This is a genomic window from Campylobacter sp. RM12651, assembly GCF_022369475.1.
Taxonomy (GTDB): domain Bacteria; phylum Campylobacterota; class Campylobacteria; order Campylobacterales; family Campylobacteraceae; genus Campylobacter_E.
This window is the reverse complement of record NZ_CP059600.1, coordinates 1,999,401-2,023,298: the sequence shown is the minus strand read 5'-3', so window position 1 is coordinate 2,023,298 and position 23,898 is coordinate 1,999,401. Positions and strand designations below refer to the sequence as shown.

At 26.0% G+C, this 23,898-nt stretch carries 31 protein-coding genes; 25 read left to right on the top strand and 6 right to left on the bottom strand.

The window, feature by feature from the left end; all coding sequences use genetic code 11:
- The first annotated feature begins 89 nt into the window (after positions 1–89).
- The 25 genes from AVBRAN_RS10170 (at position 90) to AVBRAN_RS10055 (ending at position 21,635) form a co-directional block, all read left to right on the top strand.
- Positions 90–356, top strand: a complete 267-nt coding sequence (locus tag AVBRAN_RS10170) for a TrbC/VirB2 family protein (protein ID WP_239803211.1) — start codon at positions 90–92, stop codon at positions 354–356.
- Entirely contained in the window at positions 357–3,137 is a 2,781-nt protein-coding gene (locus AVBRAN_RS10165) for a VirB3 family type IV secretion system protein (protein ID WP_239803210.1), read from the top strand.
- A complete protein-coding gene (locus AVBRAN_RS10160; RefSeq protein WP_239803209.1) occupies positions 3,118–3,894 on the top strand; it encodes a type IV secretion system protein in 777 nt (258 codons plus the stop codon). Before AVBRAN_RS10165 ends, AVBRAN_RS10160 begins: the two co-directional genes overlap by 20 nt.
- Positions 3,894–4,982, top strand: a complete 1,089-nt coding sequence (locus AVBRAN_RS10155) for a type IV secretion system protein (protein WP_239803208.1) — start codon at positions 3,894–3,896, stop codon at positions 4,980–4,982. Before AVBRAN_RS10160 ends, AVBRAN_RS10155 begins: the two co-directional genes overlap by 1 nt.
- Positions 4,979–5,119: a hypothetical protein gene (locus AVBRAN_RS10150; RefSeq protein WP_239803207.1), complete on the top strand. Its 141-nt coding sequence runs from the start codon at positions 4,979–4,981 to the stop codon at positions 5,117–5,119. Before AVBRAN_RS10155 ends, AVBRAN_RS10150 begins: the two co-directional genes overlap by 4 nt.
- Positions 5,103–5,774 (top strand): type IV secretion system protein, encoded by a 672-nt coding sequence (locus tag AVBRAN_RS10145; RefSeq protein WP_239803206.1) that lies wholly within the window; start codon positions 5,103–5,105, stop codon positions 5,772–5,774. The genes AVBRAN_RS10150 and AVBRAN_RS10145 overlap by 17 nt, the downstream gene beginning before the upstream one ends.
- Before the next feature lies 1 nt (position 5,775).
- A complete protein-coding gene (locus AVBRAN_RS10140; RefSeq protein ID WP_239803205.1) occupies positions 5,776–6,684 on the top strand; it encodes a TrbG/VirB9 family P-type conjugative transfer protein in 909 nt (302 codons plus the stop codon).
- Positions 6,674–7,951 (top strand): type IV secretion system protein VirB10, encoded by a 1,278-nt coding sequence (virB10, locus tag AVBRAN_RS10135; protein WP_239803204.1) that lies wholly within the window; start codon positions 6,674–6,676, stop codon positions 7,949–7,951. Before AVBRAN_RS10140 ends, virB10 begins: the two co-directional genes overlap by 11 nt.
- Positions 7,941–8,894, top strand: coding sequence for an ATPase, T2SS/T4P/T4SS family (locus AVBRAN_RS10130; protein WP_239803203.1), 954 nt, complete (start codon positions 7,941–7,943; stop codon positions 8,892–8,894). Before virB10 ends, AVBRAN_RS10130 begins: the two co-directional genes overlap by 11 nt.
- Positions 8,878–10,749, top strand: coding sequence for a type IV secretory system conjugative DNA transfer family protein (locus AVBRAN_RS10125; protein WP_239803202.1), 1,872 nt, complete (start codon positions 8,878–8,880; stop codon positions 10,747–10,749). Before AVBRAN_RS10130 ends, AVBRAN_RS10125 begins: the two co-directional genes overlap by 17 nt.
- A complete protein-coding gene (locus tag AVBRAN_RS10120) occupies positions 10,746–11,144 on the top strand; it encodes a cag pathogenicity island Cag12 family protein (protein ID WP_239803201.1) in 399 nt (132 codons plus the stop codon). The genes AVBRAN_RS10125 and AVBRAN_RS10120 overlap by 4 nt, the downstream gene beginning before the upstream one ends.
- Before the next feature lie 10 nt (positions 11,145–11,154).
- A complete protein-coding gene (locus AVBRAN_RS10115; RefSeq protein ID WP_239803200.1) occupies positions 11,155–11,913 on the top strand; it encodes a TrbM/KikA/MpfK family conjugal transfer protein in 759 nt (252 codons plus the stop codon).
- A 1-nt stretch (position 11,914) separates the two neighbouring features.
- The gene (locus AVBRAN_RS10110; protein ID WP_239803199.1) at positions 11,915–12,571 is read left to right on the top strand and encodes a hypothetical protein; all 657 of its coding nucleotides are present in this window, start codon (positions 11,915–11,917) and stop codon (positions 12,569–12,571) included.
- Positions 12,572–12,641: 70 nt separating this feature from the next.
- Entirely contained in the window at positions 12,642–13,295 is a 654-nt protein-coding gene (locus tag AVBRAN_RS10105; protein WP_239803198.1) for a hypothetical protein, read from the top strand.
- A 37-nt stretch (positions 13,296–13,332) separates the two neighbouring features.
- Positions 13,333–13,914: a hypothetical protein gene (locus AVBRAN_RS10100; RefSeq protein ID WP_239803197.1), complete on the top strand. Its 582-nt coding sequence runs from the start codon at positions 13,333–13,335 to the stop codon at positions 13,912–13,914.
- Positions 13,914–16,073, top strand: a complete 2,160-nt coding sequence (locus tag AVBRAN_RS10095; RefSeq protein WP_239803196.1) for a DNA topoisomerase 3 — start codon at positions 13,914–13,916, stop codon at positions 16,071–16,073. The genes AVBRAN_RS10100 and AVBRAN_RS10095 overlap by 1 nt, the downstream gene beginning before the upstream one ends.
- Entirely contained in the window at positions 16,073–17,377 is a 1,305-nt protein-coding gene (locus AVBRAN_RS10090; protein ID WP_239803195.1) for a PcfJ domain-containing protein, read from the top strand. Before AVBRAN_RS10095 ends, AVBRAN_RS10090 begins: the two co-directional genes overlap by 1 nt.
- A gap of 79 nt (positions 17,378–17,456) precedes the next feature.
- On the top strand, positions 17,457–17,741 hold the full coding sequence (locus AVBRAN_RS10085) for a hypothetical protein (protein WP_239803194.1): 285 nt from the start codon (positions 17,457–17,459) through the stop codon (positions 17,739–17,741).
- Positions 17,738–18,391, top strand: a complete 654-nt coding sequence (locus AVBRAN_RS10080; RefSeq protein ID WP_239803193.1) for a zeta toxin family protein — start codon at positions 17,738–17,740, stop codon at positions 18,389–18,391. Before AVBRAN_RS10085 ends, AVBRAN_RS10080 begins: the two co-directional genes overlap by 4 nt.
- Positions 18,392–18,575: 184 nt before the next feature.
- The gene (locus tag AVBRAN_RS10075) at positions 18,576–19,028 is read left to right on the top strand and encodes a hypothetical protein (protein ID WP_239803192.1); all 453 of its coding nucleotides are present in this window, start codon (positions 18,576–18,578) and stop codon (positions 19,026–19,028) included.
- Entirely contained in the window at positions 19,015–19,479 is a 465-nt protein-coding gene (locus AVBRAN_RS10070) for a lytic transglycosylase domain-containing protein (RefSeq protein WP_239803191.1), read from the top strand. The genes AVBRAN_RS10075 and AVBRAN_RS10070 overlap by 14 nt, the downstream gene beginning before the upstream one ends.
- Positions 19,480–19,489: 10 nt before the next feature.
- Positions 19,490–20,485, top strand: a complete 996-nt coding sequence (locus AVBRAN_RS10065; protein ID WP_239803190.1) for a toprim domain-containing protein — start codon at positions 19,490–19,492, stop codon at positions 20,483–20,485.
- Positions 20,485–20,619, top strand: a complete 135-nt coding sequence (locus AVBRAN_RS11075; protein WP_275591983.1) for a hypothetical protein — start codon at positions 20,485–20,487, stop codon at positions 20,617–20,619. The genes AVBRAN_RS10065 and AVBRAN_RS11075 overlap by 1 nt, the downstream gene beginning before the upstream one ends.
- A complete protein-coding gene (locus AVBRAN_RS10060; RefSeq protein WP_239803189.1) occupies positions 20,597–20,893 on the top strand; it encodes an ArdC family protein in 297 nt (98 codons plus the stop codon). The genes AVBRAN_RS11075 and AVBRAN_RS10060 overlap by 23 nt, the downstream gene beginning before the upstream one ends.
- Positions 20,880–21,635, top strand: a complete 756-nt coding sequence (locus tag AVBRAN_RS10055) for a zincin-like metallopeptidase domain-containing protein (protein ID WP_239803188.1) — start codon at positions 20,880–20,882, stop codon at positions 21,633–21,635. Before AVBRAN_RS10060 ends, AVBRAN_RS10055 begins: the two co-directional genes overlap by 14 nt.
- Positions 21,636–21,641: 6 nt before the next feature.
- On the opposite strand, the gene AVBRAN_RS10050 is transcribed toward AVBRAN_RS10055, so the two are convergent.
- From AVBRAN_RS10050 to AVBRAN_RS10025, 6 genes are all read right to left on the bottom strand, one after another.
- The gene (locus AVBRAN_RS10050) at positions 21,642–21,944 is read right to left on the bottom strand and encodes a hypothetical protein (RefSeq protein WP_239803187.1); all 303 of its coding nucleotides are present in this window, start codon (positions 21,942–21,944) and stop codon (positions 21,642–21,644) included.
- Positions 21,945–22,032: 88 nt separating this feature from the next.
- Complete coding sequence (locus AVBRAN_RS10045) at positions 22,033–22,410, bottom strand: hypothetical protein (protein WP_239803186.1); 378 nt, start codon at positions 22,408–22,410, stop codon at positions 22,033–22,035.
- Positions 22,403–22,630 carry a hypothetical protein gene (locus AVBRAN_RS10040; protein WP_239803185.1) on the bottom strand — a complete coding sequence of 76 codons (228 nt, stop codon included), beginning with the start codon at positions 22,628–22,630 and terminating at the stop codon, positions 22,403–22,405. Before AVBRAN_RS10040 ends, AVBRAN_RS10045 begins: the two co-directional genes overlap by 8 nt.
- A complete protein-coding gene (locus AVBRAN_RS10035; protein WP_239803184.1) occupies positions 22,630–23,040 on the bottom strand; it encodes a hypothetical protein in 411 nt (136 codons plus the stop codon). Before AVBRAN_RS10035 ends, AVBRAN_RS10040 begins: the two co-directional genes overlap by 1 nt.
- Positions 23,037–23,405: a hypothetical protein gene (locus tag AVBRAN_RS10030; RefSeq protein ID WP_239803183.1), complete on the bottom strand. Its 369-nt coding sequence runs from the start codon at positions 23,403–23,405 to the stop codon at positions 23,037–23,039. The genes AVBRAN_RS10035 and AVBRAN_RS10030 overlap by 4 nt, the downstream gene beginning before the upstream one ends.
- Positions 23,399–23,896: a hypothetical protein gene (locus AVBRAN_RS10025; RefSeq protein WP_239803182.1), complete on the bottom strand. Its 498-nt coding sequence runs from the start codon at positions 23,894–23,896 to the stop codon at positions 23,399–23,401. Before AVBRAN_RS10025 ends, AVBRAN_RS10030 begins: the two co-directional genes overlap by 7 nt.
- Positions 23,897–23,898 lie beyond the last annotated feature (2 nt).

Genomic DNA, 23,898 nt, shown 5'->3' with positions numbered 1-23,898 from the left:
TTTTTAAATAGTAGCAATTTCAGGTTAATAAAAAATTAATTTATCATATTATATAATAAGATAAAAATTAAAAAATAAAAGGATTTTTTATGAAAAATAATAAGATTTTATTATTATTACTAACACCAAATCTTGTTTTAGCTGCTGGTGGTTTGTCAAAAGTAAATAACTTATTTGACACAGTTTTAGGTTGGATTTTAGCAGTTGCTTTCACAATATCAACAATTGCATTAGTGTATTCTGGAATTAAAGTTATGTGGGGCGGACATCCGTTTCAAGAATATTCAAGAGTAATTGTTGGTTCTATTGTTATAGCTTCTTCAAGTGCAATTATTGGTGCTATTTACGCTTTTTAAATGAATACAGATTTATTTTTTAAAGCACTAAGCAGACCTGCTATGCTTTTTGGCGTTCCTATGATGCCTTTATTATCTGTTATGATGTTTATATTGTTTTCTGCAATATATATCAATCTATTTTTCTTTTTTTTAGCTATACCTATATTTTTTATAATGCGTTTTATGGCTAAAAAAGATGATATGATTTTTAGGCTTTTATTTTTAAAATTAAAATTTTTTACAAATCCTGCACAAAAAAAATTTTATAAAACCAAAGCATATGTAACTTCAAGTTATACACATAATAAAACTTATAATAATCTAACAAAATTAAGTATTAGTGCATTACATAGTCTTGCAAATATTTCATCGCACATTCCATTTCAAACTCTCATAAATAATCATATTATAACTACTAAAGAATGTGAATATGTAGCAACATTTGTTATTGATGGTGTTGATTTTGAAGTAGAAAATAGTGTGGATTTAGAAGTTAATAAAAATAAATTAAATATGTTAATAAAATCATATTCTTCTGAAAACATATCTTTTTATTTTCATAATTGCAGAATTGAATTAAACGATTATTTAAATAGTCTTTTTAAAAATAATTTTTTAAAAGATTTTAATGATAGGTATTATTCAAATTTTAACCAATTGAAAGAAAACAAGCTAGTATTATCAGTCATATATTCACCATTAAATAAACTTGCCAGTTCAAAATTTAAAAAATTGAGCGTAGAAACAAAAATTCAAGAGATTAGGCAACATGTTAAAAATTTTGAAGAATTGCTTTTGGGGATTGAAGGTAATTTAAAGGATTTTGGAGTTGCAAGACTTGGTAAATACATTGAAAATAATATAGTTTATTCATCTCAACTTGAGTTTTATAACTTTTTGCTTTCAGGAACTTTTTCAAAAGTGCGTGTGAATGATACAGTGTTATGTGATTATTTGCAAGGTAATATGAGCGCAATTTTATTTGGACATAATATTGCACAAATTGATTTAAACAATGGTAAAAAAAGATTTTTAAAAGCAATTGAAATTAAAGAATATCCAAATTATAGCTATATTGGTATGCTAGATCATCTTATGTATTTAAATATAAATTATGTTATTACACAAAGTTTTACTCCTATGAAGAAAGTAGATGCAAAAGAAGCAATTGGTTTGCAAAAAAAGAGATTAGTTAGTGCAGAAGATGATGCTATATCGCAAATAATAGATATTGATCAAGCATTAGATGATTTAACTTCTGGTGAAATTTCTTTCGGAAATTATCATTTTTCATTAATTGTATATGCTGATAGTATAAAAGAAGTAGAAGAAAATACAAATATAATAATATCAAAACTTGCAGATGAAGGCTTTTTGACTACTATTGCTAATATTGCTTTACCTGCAACTTATTTTGCTCAAATACCTGCAAATTATCAAATTAGACCACGACTTCATAAAATTTCAAGTAAAAATTATGCTTCATTGATTGCTTTGCATAATTTTGGTAAAGGTAAAAAGGATAAAAATTGTTGGGGTCAAGCAGTATCTATTTTAAGAACCCCTAATGGATCTCCATATTATTTTAATTTTCATGAAACAAGATTTAATAATGATGATTTTGGTGAATTATTATTAGCAAATACTATGATTTTAGGTAAATCAGGTGGTGGTAAAACAGCACTAATGAATTTTTTATTAAATCAACTTGCAAAATATTCTGATCCTTCAACTTTCCCAGTATCAATTCCAGAAGACAAGAAAAAAGCCACCTTTTTTTACCTAGATAAAGATAAAGGTGCTATTGGTAATATTATTGCCCAAAATGGAACTTACATTACTATTGATGGTGGAAATCCAACAGGCTTTAATCCTTTTATGTGTGATAACACACCAGAAAATATAAGAAATTTACAAATTCTTATGAAATTATTAGTTACTAGAAATGATGAGAAAATATCCGTAAAAGAAGAAGAAGATTTAAATTTTGCAGTTATTTCAATAATGAATAATTTTAATAAAGAAGAAAGAAAATATGGAATCACATTAATGCTAGAGCATTTAACTGAAGGAACAAATGAGATTAACTCAATTAGAAGTAGATTGGCACAATGGAGTAAAAATAAGCAGTTTGGTTGGGTGTTTGATAACGAAAATGACAATTTTTCTTTTAAAGATGATTGCAATTTATTTGGTATAGATGGAACTGATTTATTAAGTGATAATGACATTAATGGTCCTGTATCATTTTATATTCTATGGAGAATATTTGAAAAGTGCGATGGTAGAAGATTTGCATTATTTGTTGATGAAGCTTGGGATTGGATTAGAAATCCAGTAGTTGCAAAAGAAATACACAATAAAGAAAAAACAATAAGAAAGTTAAATGGATTTTTGGTGCTTGGAACTCAAAGTGTTGAAGATTTTGCCAAATCACCTATTGCAAGTGCAATAATAGAGCAAAGTGCAACTATATTATTACTGTCAAATCCACAAGCAAAAGAAGATGATTATTGTAAAGTTTTAAATCTTTCTAAAGAAGAGTATGAATTTGCAAAAAATACAATTCCTTCAATGTATCAAGTATTAATCAAAAAAGCAGAAGAAAGAGCTATTGTAAGTCTTGATCTTAGTTCTATCGGTAAAACATATTTAAAAATTATTTCTACAGGCAAAGCTTATGTTGAAAAACTTGAAAAAATAAATAAATTAGAAGTAGATTATAAAACAAAATTTCAAAAGATTTTAGAACTTTATAATGAAAGTATTGGAGATTGTAATGAAAAAAACATTGTTTAAATCATTAGTTGTTTTGTTATGCTTTACAAATAATGCTGTTGCCAGTGGAATACCAACAATTGATGTTGCTGCAATTGCACAAAATATTAAATCATATATAGATGATTTGAAGGAATATGCAGTGGAAGCTAATCGTTGGGCAACTACATTGATGCAGTATAGACAAGTAGTTGAACACTATGCACAAGAATTAAAAAATACTACTGGTATTAGTGATATTGTATCAGCAATAAATAGTGCTGAAGGTTTATATGAAGAAACTATAAAATTCAAAAGCAACTCATTGCAATTGCACTCTATGGTTAAAGAAGATTTAACAAGCGAAGGTTTAAAACAGCGTGGTAAAGAGTTATCTACAAAATTTTTATTAAGCGATTATTGCAGTAGCTATGAATCTAAAAACAAACAAGCAATTTGCTATAGAGAAGTTGCCACAACTTTTCAAAATGAAGAAGAGCTGAAAGAAATAGATAAGAATTTTAATGCTACATTAAAAGAAATTGAATCTTTAGCTAAAAAAGCAGTAAAAGCTACAACAATGAAAGAATCAGCTGATGCTCAAACTGCACTGCAAATAGCTCAATCAAAATTACAAACACAAGAACAACAATTAAAAATATTAAACGAAAAACATGCTAGAGCAATGCAAATTAATGAGCAGTTAAAAGAAGATGAGCGAGTAAATTACAATAACAATCAGTATAGAAATTTAAAACTAGCAAGAAAATTTAAACTTGATGATGTAAGGTTTGAATAATGATTGTTTATAAGCCAGATACAGGTGCTTTTATTTATGTTGGAGAGCTTGTATCAAATATTTTTGAGATTGATTCAAGTTCTAGTCCTTTTTATACTGCTTCTTCTATTATTCAAGGTTTTGTAATTACACTGCAATATACTGCTATTACTTATTTAACTATATGGCTAATATATGAGTTTTTACAATTTTCAATGTCTATAAAACAACAAAGTTTCGCAACTTTATTGTGGGATTTTATGATGAAGATTATAGTGATATTTTTGTTTATGAATTACGGTAATTTCATCGGTTTATTTAAATCAGCAATAAATGATGTAATGAACTATGCCGGTAATTTTGCCTTTAGTGGTAGTAATTGGACTGCTTGGGAAAAAGTTCAAGCTTATATGGATTCTATAGTAAAACTTGTTGCAAAGATGATAGATGATGCATCGTGGTGGTCTGGTGAAAAAATTGTAGCTGGGCTATCTGGGCTTTTTGGTTTAGCTGGTGGTCTTATTGGTTCTTTATCTTTAGCTTCTGCATTAAGTATAGTTCAAATCACTAATTCTATTTTAATAATGATAGCCCCATTAATGTTTGCATTTTTATTGCTTAAATCAACCAAACAAGTATTTTCACAATATATATCATTGTTAATAAGTAATTTTTTAGCACTTTTATTTATAAATATTTTTGCAAGCGTTATTATTCAGTTTGTTATGTCTTTAACAAATGATGAAATTTATGGAAAAAATCCTAATATTATTTTAGTGGTTATTTCTTGTATAGTTTCAGGTGTAATTTTACGCACCGGAACAACATTAGCTCTTCAATTAGCACAACAATTATCATCTGTTAGCCTAGATAGTGCTGTAAAGTCAGCCCAAACTTCAACTAGTGTAGGCTCTTTAGTAACTGCTGGTGCAACTGCTAAATTAGGTTATATGAGTAGATTATTACCTAGTGGAATAGTAAATCAAGGTAAAAAAGAATTTGGAGCAGTTAAAAACGGATACCAAAGGGCTAAAAATGCTTATAGCAAAACCAAACATGGAATTAATTCAATTAGAAACAATACTGCGAAATGGAGAAATAGCAAATGAAGTATTTGCCAACAATACTATTAATATTAATCTTAAATGCTTGTTCTATAAATAATAAAAATTTTGACAAATTATTTGATGGAACTAATTGGGAAGCTGTAAATAAAACGGAGAGTAATAATGAAAAAAACAAATGATGAAAATATTGCTTTAAGCTATGAAGCAAGTCTTAGATATTTGCTAGATGTATCAAATAAAAGAGCTTGGACTATATCATTTATATCAATAATTATTGCAATCATTAGTGTAGTTGCAGTGTGTTTATTAACACCATTAAAAACAGTTGAGCCTTATGTAATAAAAGTTGATAATAAAACGGGTGAAACAAGTGTTATTACAATATTAAATGAAGAAAATTTTACTAGTAGTGAAGCTTTAGATAAGTTTTTTATTGGTGATTATGTTAAAACACGAGAAAGCTATTATTACAATATACTTGAAAAAGATTATTTAAAAACTCAATTATATTCATCTGATGAAGTTAAGAAAGAATATATAAGGTTATTTGAAGGTTCTGATTCTATATTAGAAAAATTAAAAAATTCTTATGAAATAAATGTAAAAATAAAATCAATCGTTTTAGGTGAAAGTGCTGGTATTAAATTAGCTACAGTTAGGTTTAAAACAATAACAAAAGATTTAAGAAGTGGTGTAGAACAAGAGAGTAATAAAATCGCCACTATTACATACGATTATTTAACAAATACAAGATTAGATGAAGCTACAAGACTTGAAAACCCACTTAGCTTTCAAGTGTTAAATTATAGATTAGATTACGAAATAGGACAATGATATGAAAAAAGTTATATTATTAATTACAGTTTTTACGATTTATGGTTTTTGTGTAAATATTCCTAAACCTACAAAAGAAGATAAAAGAATTCAAGTTGCAGAGTTTAATGCTAATGAAGTATATGAAATAAAAGCTAAAAATGGCTATATTTCAATGCTTAAATTTGCTCATGATGAAAGAATTATAAATATAGTTTGCGGTTTTTTGGAAGGCTGGTCTATTAAATCAGATACTAATTTTATATTTATAAAACCACAAGCATATATTGCAAAAGCACAAGAGCAAACTATGGTAGATAGCAATGGTAATTTAGTATCGTTTTCTGACAATCAAGATGTAGTAATTCAACCAAACGCAAAAGATTGGAAAACAAATCTAATAATTACTACAAATAAAAGAATTTATACATTTGATTTACTTCTAACTGCAAAATTAGATTCTTCTTATAGAGTTGATTTTAAATACACTGATGATATTGCAAAAGTAAATCAATTAATTGCTAATAAAACTAAACTTGAAAACGAAGAAAAAGAAATTGAGCAAGAATTAAACAATATCAATGTTCCTAAAAATTATCATTTTGTTCAACATGTTAATAAAAATAGCGAAGATATAAGCGTTGATTATGCGTATGATGATGGTGTTTTTACATATTTAGCTTTTAATACAAATAAAACAATACCATCTGTATTTGAATATGATAAACAAAATAAAGAGAGCATATTAAATACTCATATTACTAAAGATAATGATTATACAGTTTTAGTGATTCATAAAATTCCAAAACAAATTTTGCTTCGTTCAGGTGATAAATTAGTTGGTATTAAAAATTTAGGTGCTGGTAAAAATTTATATCCATTAAAAAATACTAAATCTGATAAAGTTGAAAGGGTAATAAATGAGCAATAACGAACAAAATAGAAGTAAAATTAATGAAATAAATCAAGAACAAGAAAAAATAAATAATAATTTAGAATTAGATGTAGATACTAATTCTAAAATAAAACTACAAGCTACTGCAGTTATTTGTTTATGCGTTGTAATTGCTATATTGGTTTTTTATCAATTTGTAAAAACAGACAAGACAAAAGAAGAACCAATTAAGCAAAATACAGAAACTATTATAAGTGCAAAAAATCGTAGTTTTGAAATAAAGAATAATACACAAATTCAAGATGAGTTGGAAGTAAAAAAAGATTTAGAAGCTTTATTTGGATTAAAAGAACAAAATACTACTTTAGAACCAGCTATTATACTGAATACAAATGAAAACAATAAGCTAGTTAATAAACCTAGGGTTTTAAAATCTAGTGCAAATTTTAGTGTTAATAACTCATCTCAAAACACAAATAAAAGTCAATTAGAATTACTTGATGAAAATATAGCACAAGCACAAAATTTAAATAATTATTACAATGATAAAATAGCAGAAGAAACAAACAGGCTTAACTTATTAATGAGTAACCCAGAATCTTTTAACAATAATTCTAATAATTTAGATTTTAATAACTCATCACAAAACTATTCAAATAATAGCTCGTATCAAATAAATATGGCGAGAATAAATAATATTAATCCACATTTTTTATTATCAAAAGGTAGTTTTATTCATTGTTCTTTAAACACAAGAATTGTTTCTATGTTAGCAGGTAATGTTAGTTGCACTATTAGTAATGATGTATATAGTGCAGATGGCACTGTTTTGTTGATTGATCGTGGTTCAACCATGTTTGGTTCTTTTAAAAGTGGTGAAATTAGTGATGGTGTAAATAGATTGTTTGTTGTTTGGGAAGAAATAAGAACTCCTAATAATTTAATTATTCCTATAAACTCACCTGCAACAGATGGACTTGGTGCAAGTGGTATGAGTGGCTATGTAGATCATCAATATTTAAAACGATTTGGCTCTGCTATATTTTTAAGCATAATTGATGATGCAGTTAATGTAGCTATTAATGGTAAAAGGGGTAAAGATAATGTTGATTATACTGAAAATACAAGAGAAAATGCACGAGAATTAGCAAATACTGCACTGCAAGAATTTATAAAAATAAAGCCTGTTTTATATAAAAATCAAGGCGAAATAGTAAGCGTATATGTAAATAAAGATGTTGATTTTTCTAAAGTTTATAAGCTAAAAATGAAGACTAAAATAGGGCAAGGCTATGAGCGATAATACTTCTTTAAATAAATATGCGGAAATGCTTTTTGGTAAATTTTTGAAAGATGATTCAATAAATGAAGTTTGCTATCAAGGTGGCAATTTAATTTGGTGTGAAGATATTCAAGGAAAATGGACTGCTTATGAAAACGATATTAATGAACAAAAAGCCTTATCTTTTGCTAAAGCTAGTGCTAGTTTTAAAAAAGATGAAATAGATAAAAATAAACCTATATTATCTTGCATTTTACCTACTGGTGAGCGTATTCAGATAGTAATTTCACCTGCTACAAAAGATAAAATTGTATCAATTACTATTAGAAAGCCTAGTAAAGTTAGATATACAATCAATGATTACATAGAAAGGGGTGCAATAACTAAAGAATTTGCAAATAATTTAGGTGAAGCTATCAAAAATGGTAAAAATGTCGTTATTTGTGGTGAAACAGGTAGTGGAAAAACTACCTTCATGAAAACCTTAATTGATTTTATCCCATTAGATGATCGTATTATTACTATTGAAGATGTAGAAGAAATTAAATTTTATGACCATAAAAATTATGTGCAACTATTTTATCCTAGTGAAGCAAAAATAACCGATGCAGTAAATTCTGCTACTTTATTAAAAAGTTGTTTAAGAATGAAGCCTGATAGAATTTTGTTAGCTGAAGTTAGGGGTGGGGAAACTTATGATTTTTTAAATGTAATCTCAAGTGGGCATAACGGCTCTATGACAAGTTGCCACGCTGGAAGTGTTGGTGGTTGTATTGACAGGCTTGTAATGATGTCTATGCAAAATGATATGGCAAGGGCATTAGGAAAAGATATGTTAATAGATGTTGTAAAAAAAGCCATAGATATAATCATAGTTTTTAAAAATATAAATGGTAAAAGACAAATACTTGAGTATTTGTATGATGGTAAAATACATAAGGTTTATAATGAAAAAGCTAACTAAATCACAAATTATAGCTTTAGTATTTTTATTTATTTTGATTGATTATGCACTAACTATAATTTTTTGTTTGTATTTTAATGGGCTTTTAAAAAAAATATATTTGATTAAAATTGGATTTGTATTTAGTGCTATTATTAATAACTATCCTTATATTTACAAATCTTTAGGTTTTGCAACTTTGATAAGTTCTTTGATATGTTTAATTATTCCTTTAATACCACGACAGCAATCTTTACATGGTGATGCAAGATTTGCCACTAAAAGAGAAATTAAAAAAATGGGGTTATTTGGCAAAAAAGGTATTATCGTTGGTAAATATCAAGGCAAATTGTTAAAATTTGGTGGTCAGCAATTTGTTGCCCTTGGTGCTCCAACTCGTAGTGGTAAAGGTGTTGGTATTGTTATTCCTAATTTACTTGAATGGAAAGAAAGTGCAGTAGTTCAAGACATTAAACAAGAATGCTTTGATTATACTTCAAAATATAGAAAAGAAAAATTGGGCAATGAAGTATATTTATTTAATCCATTTGATAGAAGAACACATAGATATAACCCACTAGCATACATAAATATGAATGGCACAAATGTTGATGCAGAATTAACTGATTTTGCAAATATTTTATATCCAGTAGTAGGAGATCCAACAACACAATTTTTTAATCAATTAGCACAAAATTTATTTATAGGACTGTGTTATTTAACTCACGACTTATTAAGTTCTGAAATGGGACTAGCATTTATTAGAAATTATAAACTAGATGTTTCTTTTACGCTTTATGGGATATTATCTATCAGCGAAGGTTTTAATTTTACTGTTGAAAGTAGTGAAGATGAAGAAGAAAGTATAAAACAAGAAATTAAAGGTTTTGAAAATACTTATAATTGGTTGTGTGAGCTAGGAATTGCAAGCCCTAAAGCACAAGAGCGTATAAAATCTTATTTGGCAATAGCTTCTGATAATACTAGAAGTGGAGTGATGAGTTCTTTTAATGCTCCATTAATGATCTTTAGAGCAGATAATATGCGACTTGCAACTAGTGCTAACGATTTTGATTTTAGAGATTTAAGAAAGAAAAAAATGACAATATATGTTGGCATTACTCCTGATCAATTAGATAATGCAAAACTCATTTTAAATATATTTTGGCAACAGTTAATACTATTAAATACAAAAGAGTTACCACAACAAAATCCAGAGCTACAACATACAGTATTGTGTTTGATGGATGAATTTACTTCAAGTGGTTATTTATCAAAATACTTAACAGGAGTTGCATTTATGGCAGGTTTTGGATTTAGAAGTTTAATGATATACCAGTCAGATTCACAACTTGAAATGCCAATTCCTAATGGGTATGGCAAAGAAGGTGCAAAAACTTTATTAACAAATCATGCATGTCAAATATATTATGCACCTAGAGAGCAAGAAGATGCTGAAAGAATTTCAAAAATTTTAGGAAATATGACAGTAATCAACAAATCAACAAATTATCAAAACGCATTAAGTTTAAATGTAGGTGGTAGTGAAAGCAAAACAGTAAGGGCACTAATGCTTCCACAAGAACTTCGTGAAATGCCATTTGAAAAAGAACTTGTAACAATAGATGCAGGAAAACCTATTTTATGTGATAAGGCATTTTATTATAGTGATAATTATTTTATGGACAAATTTAAATCTATTTCAAAATCTCTAGCAAAAATAAAAGATTTGCCAACTAAAAAAGAGTTGGAAACTGTAATCCAAAATGGAGAAACAAGAATAAATATACCTTATCAAAATTTTGAAATTATGAAACAAGAAAATGAAAAACTTTTAGAAGAAAATTTATTAAAACTAACAAAGGAAGCAGCATGAAATTAAAATTATTTTTATTTATTTTAGTAGGATTATTTATTACAAACTGTGCAAAAAGTTCAGTAAAAATTGATAGTCCAAAATATGATCTTGTAAAACAACAAGTAGTAGAAAATACGACTTTTAATGTTATCAAAGATCCTAGTCTAAACTACTCGTGGGTTACTAATTACTTATTTTATTTTAAAGAAAATATTTTAGTTGAAAATAATAAGAAGGTAAGCTTTTTTTACTATGCACATAATAGTGATCAAATATATATATTTGCAAGAAAAGAACTTGCTGAAAAATATGCTTTTTATTTAAAACATAATGGAATAACAGCAAATATAGTTATATATGACTTTATAGCAAATGAACCTAATTTGGTAAATATTATTTTTGAACATAAATAAGGAGATTGATATGCAAAGTTCTATTAAATTTATAGTTATATTGTTTTTTAGTATTAGTAGCCTATATGCCGATCAATTTACTGGCGATAAAAGAACTGCTTGTGAAGTTATATTATGTATGTCAAGTGGTAAAAAACCTTCAGAATGCAATGCACCTATAAGAAAATTTTTTTCAATTAGAGCTAAGAAGCCTTGGAAGACTTTTGAATTAAGAAGAGATTTTTTAAAACTATGTCCAACGAGCAATGGGAATGAAGTTGATGATGATTTAATTATGGCTGATTTAAAAGAATCAATTTTGAATGTTCCACATGAATGCACAGCAGAAATATTAAATAAGCAATATGAATATACTATAGGACAAGGGTATTATCCAGAAAAAAATTGCAAAGTTAGTAATAAAGATAAATTAATTAGAATTACACATAAGCTACCACCACAATGTATAAAGCTAATTAACAATGCATATACAGATTTAAAAATGCCTAAAAATATATGTGATGGCAAATATTATACTATTAATGATTTTAATCGTGGACACTATGAAACCATTATTAATAGGAGTGATGATTTTCAGAATATTTATAAGTTAAATAAATTTTCACAACCTTCTAATTTATGGTTAAATTTATACAGACAAGACCAATATCAAGTTAGCAAATATCGTTGTAGTTATATAGTAGAAAGTGTTGAAAATTTTGATAAAACATATTACTACGATGTATATACGCAAAAGCATAAAATCAATAAAGAATGTTGGGTGTATTAAAATGAGCAATCAAGATAATATAATTGATTTAGTTGCAGAAGGTCTAATAGAATATCATGATGGTGATGAAAAAGATATATTAAATTATTCAAAACTCATAGATAGTCAAAATAAGCTTAAGAGTAAAATTTTAAGCTTAATAGATACAGCTAGAAGTTACAATAATTTAAGTGAAGTTGAAAAGAGTTTGTTTTATGAACTAGAAAGTAATTTTAATACTTTTTTTAATACTTGGGTAAATTTTTGTATTTTATTTAAAAAAGCACCTACGCAAGATGAGTTGATAGCTCAAAATAATATTTTAACAACCAAAAAAATAATAAATGATTTTAATCAAATTCATTCTCATTTTAAAGATTTGCAAATAGAAGAAAAATCTAAAATATTTAATACCAATTTTTCTAATTTTATAAATAATCAAGAAGCTAAACTAGAAACAACGGCACAAGAATTTGATGAGTTTTTAAAGAATTTTATAACAAGACAAGAAAACTATTTAAACAAATTTGAAAATCAAGTTAAAGAATTAAATCAAAATTATGCCAAAAGCATAAATTCAATGATGAAGAAAGCAAAAATGACTTTTAATATTTTGCTTGGTTTAAATTTTATTTTAGCTTTTATTTTAGGTGGAGTAATTTTTAAATTGCTTGCTTAAAAATACGCAAAATTATACATAAAATTATATGTATATATAATTTTATTTATTATTTTACAAAGGAGAAAATATGAATGTTTTTGTAACAAGTGGTAAAGTAGGAGATGATAAAACCATCATCGGTTTTGGTTCATTGCAAGAATATGAAGGGCAAAAGCCTAATGCAAGAGATGTTTTTAATAAGATTAATTCTATTGATGCTTTTTTAAAGTCAGTTGATGCTGATAAAATTCCATTGAATTTAAAAGTAGGAAATAAAGAAACTGGCGAAACCTATATGAAAGCTGATGCATATTATCAAAAAGGTATTAGTAAAGATGGTAAAGCATATGCGTTTAATAAAATAGCAATAGAAATTCAACCTGAAAAACGCAATGAAGCAGGAGAATTAATGCAAAATGCTGAAAAATTATACGCAACTAAAACTAAAGAAGGATATGCATTTGATAAGACAAATGATGATGCAATAATTGACAAATTTAATTCACTAATTAAAGATGGTGTTGATTTTACATTAAGTGCTACAAAAAACACAACTCTTGAAAAATATCCAAATTTAATGCAAGTTGTAAATAAAATTGATAAATCAGCAAATATAGAGATTGATTTTGTTCAATCGCAAGGTGCAGTAATTAAATCTATTCAAAGTCCAGCAGGTAATAAACTAGAAAGTGGAACAGAGCAAATTATGAATTATGCTAAAGATAAAAGTATGGATAGATAAATAATATGTGGGCTATTTAGCCCACTAAAGGACTGATATGAGTGAGAAAGAATTGGAGATTTTTAAGCTTGGTAAGGATTTAGCAAATATTTTATCAAGCAATGAAGCAAAAGCAGATTTAAAAGCTTTATACGATAAACACCCTGAAATGTTTAAAAATCTAATTGAAGTAAAAGAAGTAATACAAGAAGTAGTAAGCAATCCTGAAGTTGTTAAAGAAGCAAAAAACAATATAGATGTTTATGCAATGAAAAAACTTGATAAATTATATGAAAGTAAAGAAAAAATAGGTGATGTAGTTATAGGTAAAAATAACTTAAAAATTTATCATGCTAATAAAATGAGAGTTAGTGAATTAAAAAGAATACAAAAAAATATTAATTTAGAGCAATCCGTAGATGCAGACCCCAACACCCTGCATACGACTATGTTGGAAAAACCTCACGACTTGGAGCTGATGAATAAAAATTCATCTGGTGCAAACGCACTTTCTACGGATAATAAAGACATTATACAAGAAAATAATAAAAAGTTCTTTAGTGAAAGCTTAAATAAAGCAATAGAAAAAGGTGTGGTAAAAACCAGTAGCGAAAATAACAAGAAAGAATGGGAGAAATGATGAGAGTATTCATAGCTGAAAAACCTGAATTAGCAAGAGTGATTGCAAATAATTTAAATGAAAATACTGTTAAAAATGATGGATATATTCAAAAAGGTAATGATATTGTTACTTGGGCTTTTGGACATATTTTAGAACTTTTTATGCCTGAAGACTATAAGCAAGATTGGGGCAAGTGGAATATAAATGATTTGCCACTACAAATTGATGAGTTTAGATACAAGCCTAAAGACAGCTCTAAAAAGCAGCTTAAAATAATTTGTGATTTGTTAAAAAAAGCTACTGAAGTTATAAATTGTGGTGATGCAGATGAAGAAGGTCAAATTTTAGTAGATGAAATAATAAATTATGCAAACTATAAAGGAAGCGTAAAGAGATTATTATTACATGATTTAACTGATAAAGGTGTTAAAAAAGCTTTAAGTGAAATTAAAAATAATAGCGATTTTAAAGGTATTAGCGAATGTGGATTTGCTAGAAGCCAAGCTGACTGGATTGTTGGAATCAATCTAACTCGTGCATATACTACTATAGCTCAAAGTAGTGGATATAAAGGTGTTTTAAGTGTTGGTCGTGTTCAAACTCCTATTTTAGCTATGATAGTTGCTAGAGATTTGGAAAACGAAAATCATAAATCAAGTTACTATTATACTTTAACAGGAGAATTTGAAACAGAAAATTTAAAATTAAAAGCTAATTTAAAAACAAGCGAAAAAATTGTTGATGAAGTGGTTGCAAATGATATAAAATCAAAATGTGAAAATAAAGAATTTGATTGCATAGTTAATCATGAAAACAAAATAGAAAATCCACCACTACCATATAATTTGCTTTTGCTTCAAGCTGAATGCTCTAAAATATTTAACTATAAGCCTGATAAAACATTAGAAATTACACAAAGTTTAAGGGAAAAACACAAGCTAATATCTTACAATAGATCAGATTGTCAATATTTACCAGAGAATTTGCATAAAGAAAGCCCAGAAATTTTATCAGCTATAAAAAATAATCTAACAGGTTTTACAAATATTATAAATAATTCTGATACTAGTATTAAAAGTAGTGCATTTAATGATAACAATATAACGGCTCATTATGGTATTATTCCAACGGAACAAAAAGTTGATATAAAAGCTTTAAGTAAAGATGAATTAAATGTTTATGAAATGATAGCAAAAAGATTTGCATTACAATTTTTTAAACCTAAAGAATATTTGCATACTAGTGTAGTTTTTAAGTATGATGAATATGAATTTAGCACAAGCTCAAATAAAACTACATTTGCAGGTTTTAGCGAATTTATTGATACTAATGATAGCGAAATTAATACCGATGAAGAGCAAGAAAACGAAGAGTATTCACAAGATCTAAGCACACTTGAAAACTGCAAATCTTATTCAAGTAATATAAATATAAATAAAAAACAAACTAAACCTAGACCATTATATACTATGGCAACTTTATTAAAAGATTTAACAAGTGTAAGTAAATATGTAAAAGATGAAAAAATAAAAGCACTTCTAAAAGAAAAGGATAAGGATAAAAAGGGTGAAAGTGGTGGCATAGGCACACCAGCAACAAGAAGTGAGCATATTAAAAAGTTATTTGAGCGTGGATATATTGTTGAAGTTAAGAAAAAGATTAAATCTACTGATTTAGGAAGAAATTTAATAAAGCTATCACCTAAGCTTCTGACAAGTCCTGATATGACTGCGTTGTGGTTTGAAAATCAAAAAGATATAGAAGCTTTTAAATTAAGCAGAAATGATTTTTTAAGAGCAGTATTTAATGATGTAAAAAACGATATAGAGAGTTTGAAAAACAATGATGATTTAAAAACATTTGCAAGTGATAATGCAATAGATAAAACATATCCATGTAAAGTTTGCAATAATGGTTATATGCAAAGAAGAAAAACAAAAGATGATAAATATTTTTGGGGTTGTTCTAATTATAAGGGTGGTTGCTCCAAAACATATAATGATAAAGCTGGAAAACCTGATGGTTATAATGCAAATATTTATCCTTGCAAACAATGTGGTGCTGGAGTATTAGAGCGTAAAAAATCACAAAAAGGTAATTACTTTTGGGGTTGTTCTAATTGGCGTAATGGTTGCAAAGCAATGTTTTATGATGATAATGGAAAACCTAAAAAATAATGCAATTTTTTAACTGTTCTTGTTTAGATGATAGAAAGCAATTTAAAGATAAGATAAGGAGTGATTTTTCTTATCTTATCCCTTTTATAGAATATTACGAGAGTAATTATTTAGTATGCTATCAAATTGATAAAATTGCTATATTAGTAACTGATGATACTTATAAGCTATTTAATATGCTGAATATTATTAAAGAAACTAATGTGTGCGATTATTTTTCATTAAATGATAAAAAAATATATTTACTTACAATAAGCGTTTCATTATATTACAATACTATAAAGTTTGATATAAATAATTACTTATATTGTAGTTTTCGTGATGATATTATTAATACTTATGGAAGAAATACAACAATAAGAACATTTATTTTAGAAAATAGCCTATATGATATATATGGTTTTATGAATAATAAAAATAAGTATCCAGCAACCTTAAAGCATTTATGTAGTTTAAATAAGCATTTTGCATATACATATTTATCATTTTTAAACTCAAATGTAGCTAAAGATATTTTATATGATTTAAAAAATGCTAATGAAGAAGATTTTATAAGCTATTATATGAAAATAGAAATAAAACTATTAGAAAACACACCAAACAAACAAGAATTATTAAAATTAAAATATCCGAATAAAAATATACCTAAAGTAGTAAATAAAATTGATTTAGCAAAATCAAAAGCATTATTTAATTTAGAAAAATATTTAAGTGCCACACACTATAAAAGAGTATGGCATAATGTTTTAAAACTAAATTATGATGATTATGGAAATTATTCAAAAGAACGAATATTATCTAATTATATGTTTAAGTTTAATGATTTTAAAATAGATTTAAATTATAGTCTTGATGATTTTAGAATACTATTATCAGATTATATAAAACTATCAATATCGCTTAAAAGACCTATTAATTTAGATATAACTTCAGTAAAAAGACTTAAATCGCTACACGATGATTTAGTGGTTGAATATGACTATAAAATAGCTAAAAAGAACAAAATGGTTATTAAAAAAGATAATCCATTCTTAAAGTTAAAATTACCTGATAATTTTAAAATGATTAAAACTAATTTTGATTTAATCCAAGAAGGTAGAAGAAATAAAAACTGCGTTGCTTCTTATATAGATAAAATCAATAGTGAAAAATGTGGAATTTTTACTTTAGATTATAAGTATAAGCACTATACAATAGAGATTATAAAATATAGAAATAAGTATTACATAAATCAAATAAAAACATTTGCAAATGAAGAAGCAAGTAAAGAAGTGGTTGAGTATGTTAAGGCATACCTTAATTAAGATATTTTTGAAAAATTATTTTAATTTATTTTAATTTATTTTATGTTAAAATAAATTAAAATAATTGAAAGGAGATAAGATGTCAGATTTTGTAATTTTAGAAAATAAAGAACAAGCATTAAAATACCTTGAAAGCTTAAAAGATACTATGAGTGAGAATATTTATCAAAAGATACAGATGGGTTTGCATAAATCATACGATAGCGATGATGAAGGAATAATTACTGAAAAATCATTAAGAGATCATATTGAATATGAAAACTTGATTGAATTAGGAAAAACTAAAGAAGCTGATGTTTATAAAAGTGAAAAGATGACCGAAAATATGAATATTTATTTAAAAGCCGAAGGTATTGTTAGATGAATAAACCTATAGCTTTATTTTTGGCAGGTGCAAATGGAAGTGGGAAATCTACTTATAGGTTTGCAAATAAAATTGAATTTTTAAATTTAATAAATATAGATCCAGATAAATTTATTAAAGATAATAATGGCAATAATGCATTAGGCTCTAAGTTGGCTATAAATACATTTAATGCGTGTATTAAAAATAAAATTTCTTTTTCTATGGAAACTACGCTTTCAGGTAAAAGTGTTTTAAATAGAATAAAACAGGCTAAAAACAATGGTTTTAATGTCAAAATGATATATATTGGGCTTGATAACTCTAATCTTAATATACAAAGAGTTGAAGCAAGGGTTAATCGTGGTGGGCATAATATTGAAACTAATCTTATTATTAAAAGATATAAAGAAAGTAGATTAAATTTAATAAAATCACTGCCACTTATTGATAACTTAAAACTTTACGATAATTCAACAAATAAATTAATTAAATGTTTAGAAGTGGATAAGCAAAAATTAATAGATTTGAATACGCCATTGAAAAAATGGGTTAGTGATGTGTGTTCTAATATATTATTTAACGAAAACGGTAATTTATGTTTGCCTATTAAAAATATTGAAAAAATGACTGATATTGGTAAAAATAAAGATATAAATAAAGAACTTTAGATGTGGAAAATATTTTTTTTCTTTATTGATTTCTATTATTTGTTTTGCAAATGAAGAAGTTAGTGAAGCGATTGGGTGTGTTAAAATATACCTTTAATTAAAATATTTTTTAAAACAATCATTTCAAGTTATATAAAGTTATTTTAAATTAAAATTAATTTAAATATTATTTAAGGAGAATTTAATGAAAAAATATAAAATTTTAGTAGCATTAGCTACAGCGACACTTTTTATCTCTTGTGGAGAAGATATTAATAAACCAAATTTCGGACATGAATATGTTAGTAAATATATAAAACATTGTTTATTTTTTCAAGCAAAAACTGATACTACTATTACTTCTATTGTTGCTGAAGATGGAAAATGTGGATTAGAGATCCCTATAAATATGCATAATTTTTGGGATGTATCGGAAAACGGTAATGAAATGATTAAATATGGCTATTCAACAGAATTTACAGACAAAGGTGTGAAAAATACCAAATCAATAATAGAAAGAAAAAAAATTGAAATTAAATTGAAAGAAGGGGAAAAATTTTACTTCGTTTCAGGTTGTTATCCTATAAAAAAATTAATATTAGAAACAGATATAGGTAAATTTGAGTATAAAGATCTCAAAAAAGATGATAAAAAATAAATTAATTTTTATTTTACTATTGCCTTTTATTTGTTTTGCAAATGAAAATGCCTATGATGCGTTATTTGTTAAATACTCTAAAATACATAAGATTCCATCGCAGCTTTTGTGGGCAATAGCAAAAACTGAAAGTAATTTTAATCCAAGTGCGATAAATAAAGCAAACGACAATGGCACTTACGATATAGGTTTGATGCAAGTTAATTCTATACATGAAGAAAATTTAAAAAAATTAGGTTTAACATTAAATGATTTGTATGATCCAGAAATTAATGTGCGATATGCAAGTGCATATCTAGCCAAATGTTTTAAAAAATGGGGATTTAATTACAAAGGTCTAAATTGTTATAATGGTAGAATTTCAAATAACAATTACAATATAAAGGTTTTAAATAAATTGCGAAAAAAACAAAAAATAGTATATAAAAATACTAATGCAATTATTAAATAAAGGGGGTAAAATGAATACTAGAGAAGATACTGCATACATACTTACTCAATTAGGTTATGAAGTTGATAGATATTTTAGATTTAAATTAAGAGATGAAAAAACTGCAAGTGCTTCAATCAATCTTAATGGCAGAATTAAAGATTTCGGTAGTGGTTGGTATGGTTCTTGTGTTGATTTATTGTGTGAATTTCATAATTATTCTAAAAAGGAAGCTTTTGATAAAGTAAATGAATTTATGGGTGTAAATAATAAACAATATGCACTAAGCGAACCTAGTTTTAAAGAAAACAAGGAGCATTCATCGCTATCTATAAGTGAAGATTATATATCTAATTACGAATTGCAAAGAAAAGAAAATTTTACTCGTTATAGCGAACTTTTAAAACAAACATTGCCAAATATTGATAATCACAAAAGAATTGAATTAGCTAAAAAATATCAGATAGGATATTCTAAAGAATCAGATAGGTTAATAATGCCTATTCGTGATCTTGATAATAAGGCTATGACTTTATGGAAATATAATCCTAGTCCTAAGCCATTCGTGGGTAGTAATAAAGAATTAATACAGTTACCAAAAGTAATGTTTTCAAAAGGTAAAAAGCGTTGCCCTTTTAATTTAAACGATCTTAATGAATATAGAACTAATTTAAATAAAGCTATTTTGGTTGTTGAAGGAGAAAAAGATTGTTTAAATGCAATTGCAAATGGATTTAGAGCGATCACTCTTGGTTCTGCTACAAGTTTAGTAGAAGATAAATATATTCATCTTTTTAAAGATACTAATATAACTATTTGTTATGACTATGATGATGCTGGGAAGAATGGAGCAAAAGCACTTGCAGAACAACTTAAAAATACCTGCAAAAAGATAGAAATTTTTGATTGGGAGCAAGTATCTAAGCAGTTTAAAATTGAATTGTCTAAAGGTTTTGATTTTACTGATTTTATGAAAATAACAAATGAAAAAAAACATAATGATAAAACAAAAGATAGGGGAAATTAATGCAAAATAAAGATTTTAATCAAGAAATAGATTTATTAGAAGATGGAGAAGTGGTTGCAATTTATAGTGAAGAAGAAGCTAAAAAATTAGGTATTATTGACTTTTTGGAAAGTGCTGGTGATATTAATGAGTGATATAAAATTCAATAACTCTAGTGCTGATAAAAATCATCAATATATTGAAGATTTTACAAATACACTTATAAAATCATTAGAAAATAACACTGCACCATGGATACAGCCATGGAAAGCAACAGGTCTAAAAAATAATCCACATAATGCTATTACAGAACAAGAATATAACGGTTGTAATGCTTTGTTATTAGAGATAATTACTGCTGAAAAGGGATATAAAGATCCTAGATGGCTAACCTTTAAACAAGCAAAAGATCTAGGTGGGTTTTGTTAAAAAAGGCGAGAAAGGCGTTCCTATTAGGTTTGTTAGTGTTATTGAACCTAAAACAACAGATTTAGAAAAAGAGATGGAAGAAGGACTTATATCTTTAAATGATGATAAAAAATATATAGTTAAGCATTATACTTTATTTAATGCAGAGCAAATAGAAAATATGCCAGAACGAAAACAATTTAAAGTAGATCCTAATTTTGAATTTAAATCAATTGAAAATGCAGAAAAAATATTGGCTAATTCAGGAGCTATTATTGAGCATAAACTAGGCGATAGAGCATATTATAATCCTTCATTAGATAAAATAGTATTACCTGAAAAACAGCAATTTAAAAACGAAATGGGTTATTATAGTGTAGCATTACATGAATTAGGTCATTGGACAGGACATAAAAATAGATTAAATAGAAATTTAGAAGGTGGTTTTGGTAGTGAGCAATACGCAAGAGAAGAATTGAGAGCAGAAATTGCTAGTTATATGTTATGTAAAAAATTAAATATTGATTTTGATCCTAGCGAACATTTATCATATATTAATTCATGGAAAAAGATTATAAACAATAATCCAAATGAATTATATCAAGCAACAAAAGATGCTTTAAAAATAGTTGAATATGTTAGCGATTTTAGTATTGATAAAAATATCAAAAAAGAAAATGCTATATCAAAAAATGTTATGGATAATGTATTAAAAAATGTATTAAATAAAACAAAAGGAAGCGATATTGAAATAGCTAAGTAAAACTACTTAGCTATGAATTGTTGTAGTATTTGATTTTTCTTCTAATAAATAAACTGATAACATGATTGTAAAGTATGCAAGTAAGTATGCACCAGAATTTTGAGCCAAACTATACCCTGTTAATGCATTACATATATTTAAAAACAATAAACCACCAGACCCAATAAAAGAAAGAGATCTAGTATTGCTAAAAATGCTGAAAAATATAAATAAAATAATACATGTATAGTTTAATGCATCAAAGCGAGTTGAATAATCGTTACCAAAGATTGACTCACAAAATTTTACAAAAAATATCAATTCTTCCATAGACAAATTCCTTTTTTTATGTTTAATTTTATTCTACCATAAAAAAATAAAAAAGAAGATAATGTGTGTTGGTGGAAGCATTATATTGTTAATTTTCTTTTTTATCTTCTAGTATAAATCCATAGCTATTTAAAAATAAATATCCTAAATAAAGCCAAAATAAAAACATTATAATGTTTTCAAAATCTTTAATTTCATCTAATCTTAGCAAAAGGCTTATAATTAATTGATAGGAAAATAATTTTATACCAGCAGTATATAAGATAAATAAAATTTTACGCTTAATTCCTATTCTTTTAATATGATAAATATTATTAATTATAACAAGTAAAAAAACAATAATAGTAATTATATGTATTTTTGCCTCATAATCAGTTGTAGAATAATTTCTTAGAAACAAAAGTATTAAAACAAAAATATCAATTAAATTAATATATTTTAAAAATTTAAAATATATTTTATTCATTATTATTCCTATTGATTATTGCATTATATAATTTTCTTGTAGCACTTTCTCTTAAATCTTTAATAGCATCTTCATCAAGTAATAAAAATTCATGAAATTTTATTTTATAATATTTTTTAATTAATGGAAAACTCCCAAAAAAATATTCATAAATAAAAATAATTATCAATATAATCGCAACAATTGAAAGCATAGCTGATATAGCAATAAATATTGGCATTATAACTCCTTTAATTTTTCTTCATATTGAGTTTTTATAAAATTAATTAAAATTTTACTCTTAAAATTAGTTTGTCCATACTTTAAAATCATTCTAATACAATAAGTATCATCTATTATTTTATATTTAGAATTAGAGCCAAATTCACAAATATATAATTTCTCACTTCTAAGTAAGTGTTGCAATGAAAATTTTTGACCACGCTCTTTTTCTTTATAAAGTTCATTATGTTTTGGAATCTGTATTACAGGATTAGATACTATATGTATCTTTATATTGTTATCGGTATCTATAAAAACATAATCTTCATATTTATTGTTAATATAATCATTAGCAAAAATATAAACTAAATATACGATTATAATGATAGGTAAATACTCAAAGATTTTTTTTATTTGCATAATTTTCATATTAATTCTTTTAATTCCAATTTAATTATTATTAATCCTAATATATTAAATAATGTTAATACTGTAAAAAATATAATTGCATAAAACACTATAAAAATAGTTACAGGGTATAGATTTTTGTAATCTAAAATTACAGCGTATTGTGCTATATACGCTCCGAGAGTCATTATTAATATAAAGCTTGTATATATTGTCATAGCATCCCATTGTTCTTTAAGTGTTCTACCTATTACAAACCATTTATAGAAGAACAAAAACATATACATAATAGGTATTAAATATATAAATATAATTGAAGCAAAATCATTACTTTGATATGCATAAGGCAAAACTTCTGTAAATAATGTTTTAAATGTATTCAACATTGTTTTCTCCTTTTGTTAAATTCTAATTTTATGTGATATGAGCATGGAATATGATCTGATAAATCATCAATATCTTTTTTAATTTTATTTAGTGCTTTTTGTAGCTCTTGTTTATCTATATTTTGATTTGGATATGTTAAATATGATTCACTATGTTTTTCCAAGTTTAAAAAGGTTTTATATAATGATCTATATAGAATTTCTAAAGGCGTATTCTTAGTTAAGCTAAGTAATATATTTTTTAATTCTTTTAGCTTTCTATCTCTTGTATAGTTTATTATATAATGAATAAACTTAGGTGATAAAGATTTATCAAATGGAAAGCTACTCAAAAACTCACCATGCACTATATTGTTGCTACATCTTGCGATTACTACTGTTAGACTCCAAATATCTGCGAAAACTTCAATAATATTTTCTACCACATTAGGTTCTTTCTCTATAATTTCTTTTGAAAATTTTCTTTTCAATTTGGTAAGAAAAACAATCATAC

What these genes read in the sequence shown, in the direction of transcription:
- AVBRAN_RS10170 (WP_239803211.1), top strand. Translation starts at nt 90, where the DNA reads ATGAAAAATAATAAGATTTTATTATTATTACTAACACCAAATCTTGTT.
- AVBRAN_RS10165 (WP_239803210.1), top strand. Translation starts at nt 357, where the DNA reads ATGAATACAGATTTATTTTTTAAAGCACTAAGCAGACCTGCTATGCTT.
- AVBRAN_RS10160 (WP_239803209.1), top strand. Translation starts at nt 3,118, where the DNA reads ATGAAAAAAACATTGTTTAAATCATTAGTTGTTTTGTTATGCTTTACA.
- AVBRAN_RS10155 (WP_239803208.1), top strand. Translation starts at nt 3,894, where the DNA reads ATGATTGTTTATAAGCCAGATACAGGTGCTTTTATTTATGTTGGAGAG.
- AVBRAN_RS10150 (WP_239803207.1), top strand. Translation starts at nt 4,979, where the DNA reads ATGAAGTATTTGCCAACAATACTATTAATATTAATCTTAAATGCTTGT.
- AVBRAN_RS10145 (WP_239803206.1), top strand. Translation starts at nt 5,103, where the DNA reads ATGAAAAAAACAAATGATGAAAATATTGCTTTAAGCTATGAAGCAAGT.
- AVBRAN_RS10140 (WP_239803205.1), top strand. Translation starts at nt 5,776, where the DNA reads ATGAAAAAAGTTATATTATTAATTACAGTTTTTACGATTTATGGTTTT.
- virB10 (WP_239803204.1), top strand. Translation starts at nt 6,674, where the DNA reads ATGAGCAATAACGAACAAAATAGAAGTAAAATTAATGAAATAAATCAA.
- AVBRAN_RS10130 (WP_239803203.1), top strand. Translation starts at nt 7,941, where the DNA reads ATGAGCGATAATACTTCTTTAAATAAATATGCGGAAATGCTTTTTGGT.
- AVBRAN_RS10125 (WP_239803202.1), top strand. Translation starts at nt 8,878, where the DNA reads ATGAAAAAGCTAACTAAATCACAAATTATAGCTTTAGTATTTTTATTT.
- AVBRAN_RS10120 (WP_239803201.1), top strand. Translation starts at nt 10,746, where the DNA reads ATGAAATTAAAATTATTTTTATTTATTTTAGTAGGATTATTTATTACA.
- AVBRAN_RS10115 (WP_239803200.1), top strand. Translation starts at nt 11,155, where the DNA reads ATGCAAAGTTCTATTAAATTTATAGTTATATTGTTTTTTAGTATTAGT.
- AVBRAN_RS10110 (WP_239803199.1), top strand. Translation starts at nt 11,915, where the DNA reads ATGAGCAATCAAGATAATATAATTGATTTAGTTGCAGAAGGTCTAATA.
- AVBRAN_RS10105 (WP_239803198.1), top strand. Translation starts at nt 12,642, where the DNA reads ATGAATGTTTTTGTAACAAGTGGTAAAGTAGGAGATGATAAAACCATC.
- AVBRAN_RS10100 (WP_239803197.1), top strand. Translation starts at nt 13,333, where the DNA reads ATGAGTGAGAAAGAATTGGAGATTTTTAAGCTTGGTAAGGATTTAGCA.
- AVBRAN_RS10095 (WP_239803196.1), top strand. Translation starts at nt 13,914, where the DNA reads ATGAGAGTATTCATAGCTGAAAAACCTGAATTAGCAAGAGTGATTGCA.
- AVBRAN_RS10090 (WP_239803195.1), top strand. Translation starts at nt 16,073, where the DNA reads ATGCAATTTTTTAACTGTTCTTGTTTAGATGATAGAAAGCAATTTAAA.
- AVBRAN_RS10085 (WP_239803194.1), top strand. Translation starts at nt 17,457, where the DNA reads ATGTCAGATTTTGTAATTTTAGAAAATAAAGAACAAGCATTAAAATAC.
- AVBRAN_RS10080 (WP_239803193.1), top strand. Translation starts at nt 17,738, where the DNA reads ATGAATAAACCTATAGCTTTATTTTTGGCAGGTGCAAATGGAAGTGGG.
- AVBRAN_RS10075 (WP_239803192.1), top strand. Translation starts at nt 18,576, where the DNA reads ATGAAAAAATATAAAATTTTAGTAGCATTAGCTACAGCGACACTTTTT.
- AVBRAN_RS10070 (WP_239803191.1), top strand. Translation starts at nt 19,015, where the DNA reads ATGATAAAAAATAAATTAATTTTTATTTTACTATTGCCTTTTATTTGT.
- AVBRAN_RS10065 (WP_239803190.1), top strand. Translation starts at nt 19,490, where the DNA reads ATGAATACTAGAGAAGATACTGCATACATACTTACTCAATTAGGTTAT.
- AVBRAN_RS11075 (WP_275591983.1), top strand. Translation starts at nt 20,485, where the DNA reads ATGCAAAATAAAGATTTTAATCAAGAAATAGATTTATTAGAAGATGGA.
- AVBRAN_RS10050 (WP_239803187.1), bottom strand. Translation starts at nt 21,944, where the DNA reads ATGGAAGAATTGATATTTTTTGTAAAATTTTGTGAGTCAATCTTTGGT.
- AVBRAN_RS10045 (WP_239803186.1), bottom strand. Translation starts at nt 22,410, where the DNA reads ATGAATAAAATATATTTTAAATTTTTAAAATATATTAATTTAATTGAT.
- AVBRAN_RS10040 (WP_239803185.1), bottom strand. Translation starts at nt 22,630, where the DNA reads ATGCCAATATTTATTGCTATATCAGCTATGCTTTCAATTGTTGCGATT.
- AVBRAN_RS10035 (WP_239803184.1), bottom strand. Translation starts at nt 23,040, where the DNA reads ATGAAAATTATGCAAATAAAAAAAATCTTTGAGTATTTACCTATCATT.
- AVBRAN_RS10030 (WP_239803183.1), bottom strand. Translation starts at nt 23,405, where the DNA reads ATGTTGAATACATTTAAAACATTATTTACAGAAGTTTTGCCTTATGCA.
- AVBRAN_RS10025 (WP_239803182.1), bottom strand. Translation starts at nt 23,896, where the DNA reads ATGATTGTTTTTCTTACCAAATTGAAAAGAAAATTTTCAAAAGAAATT.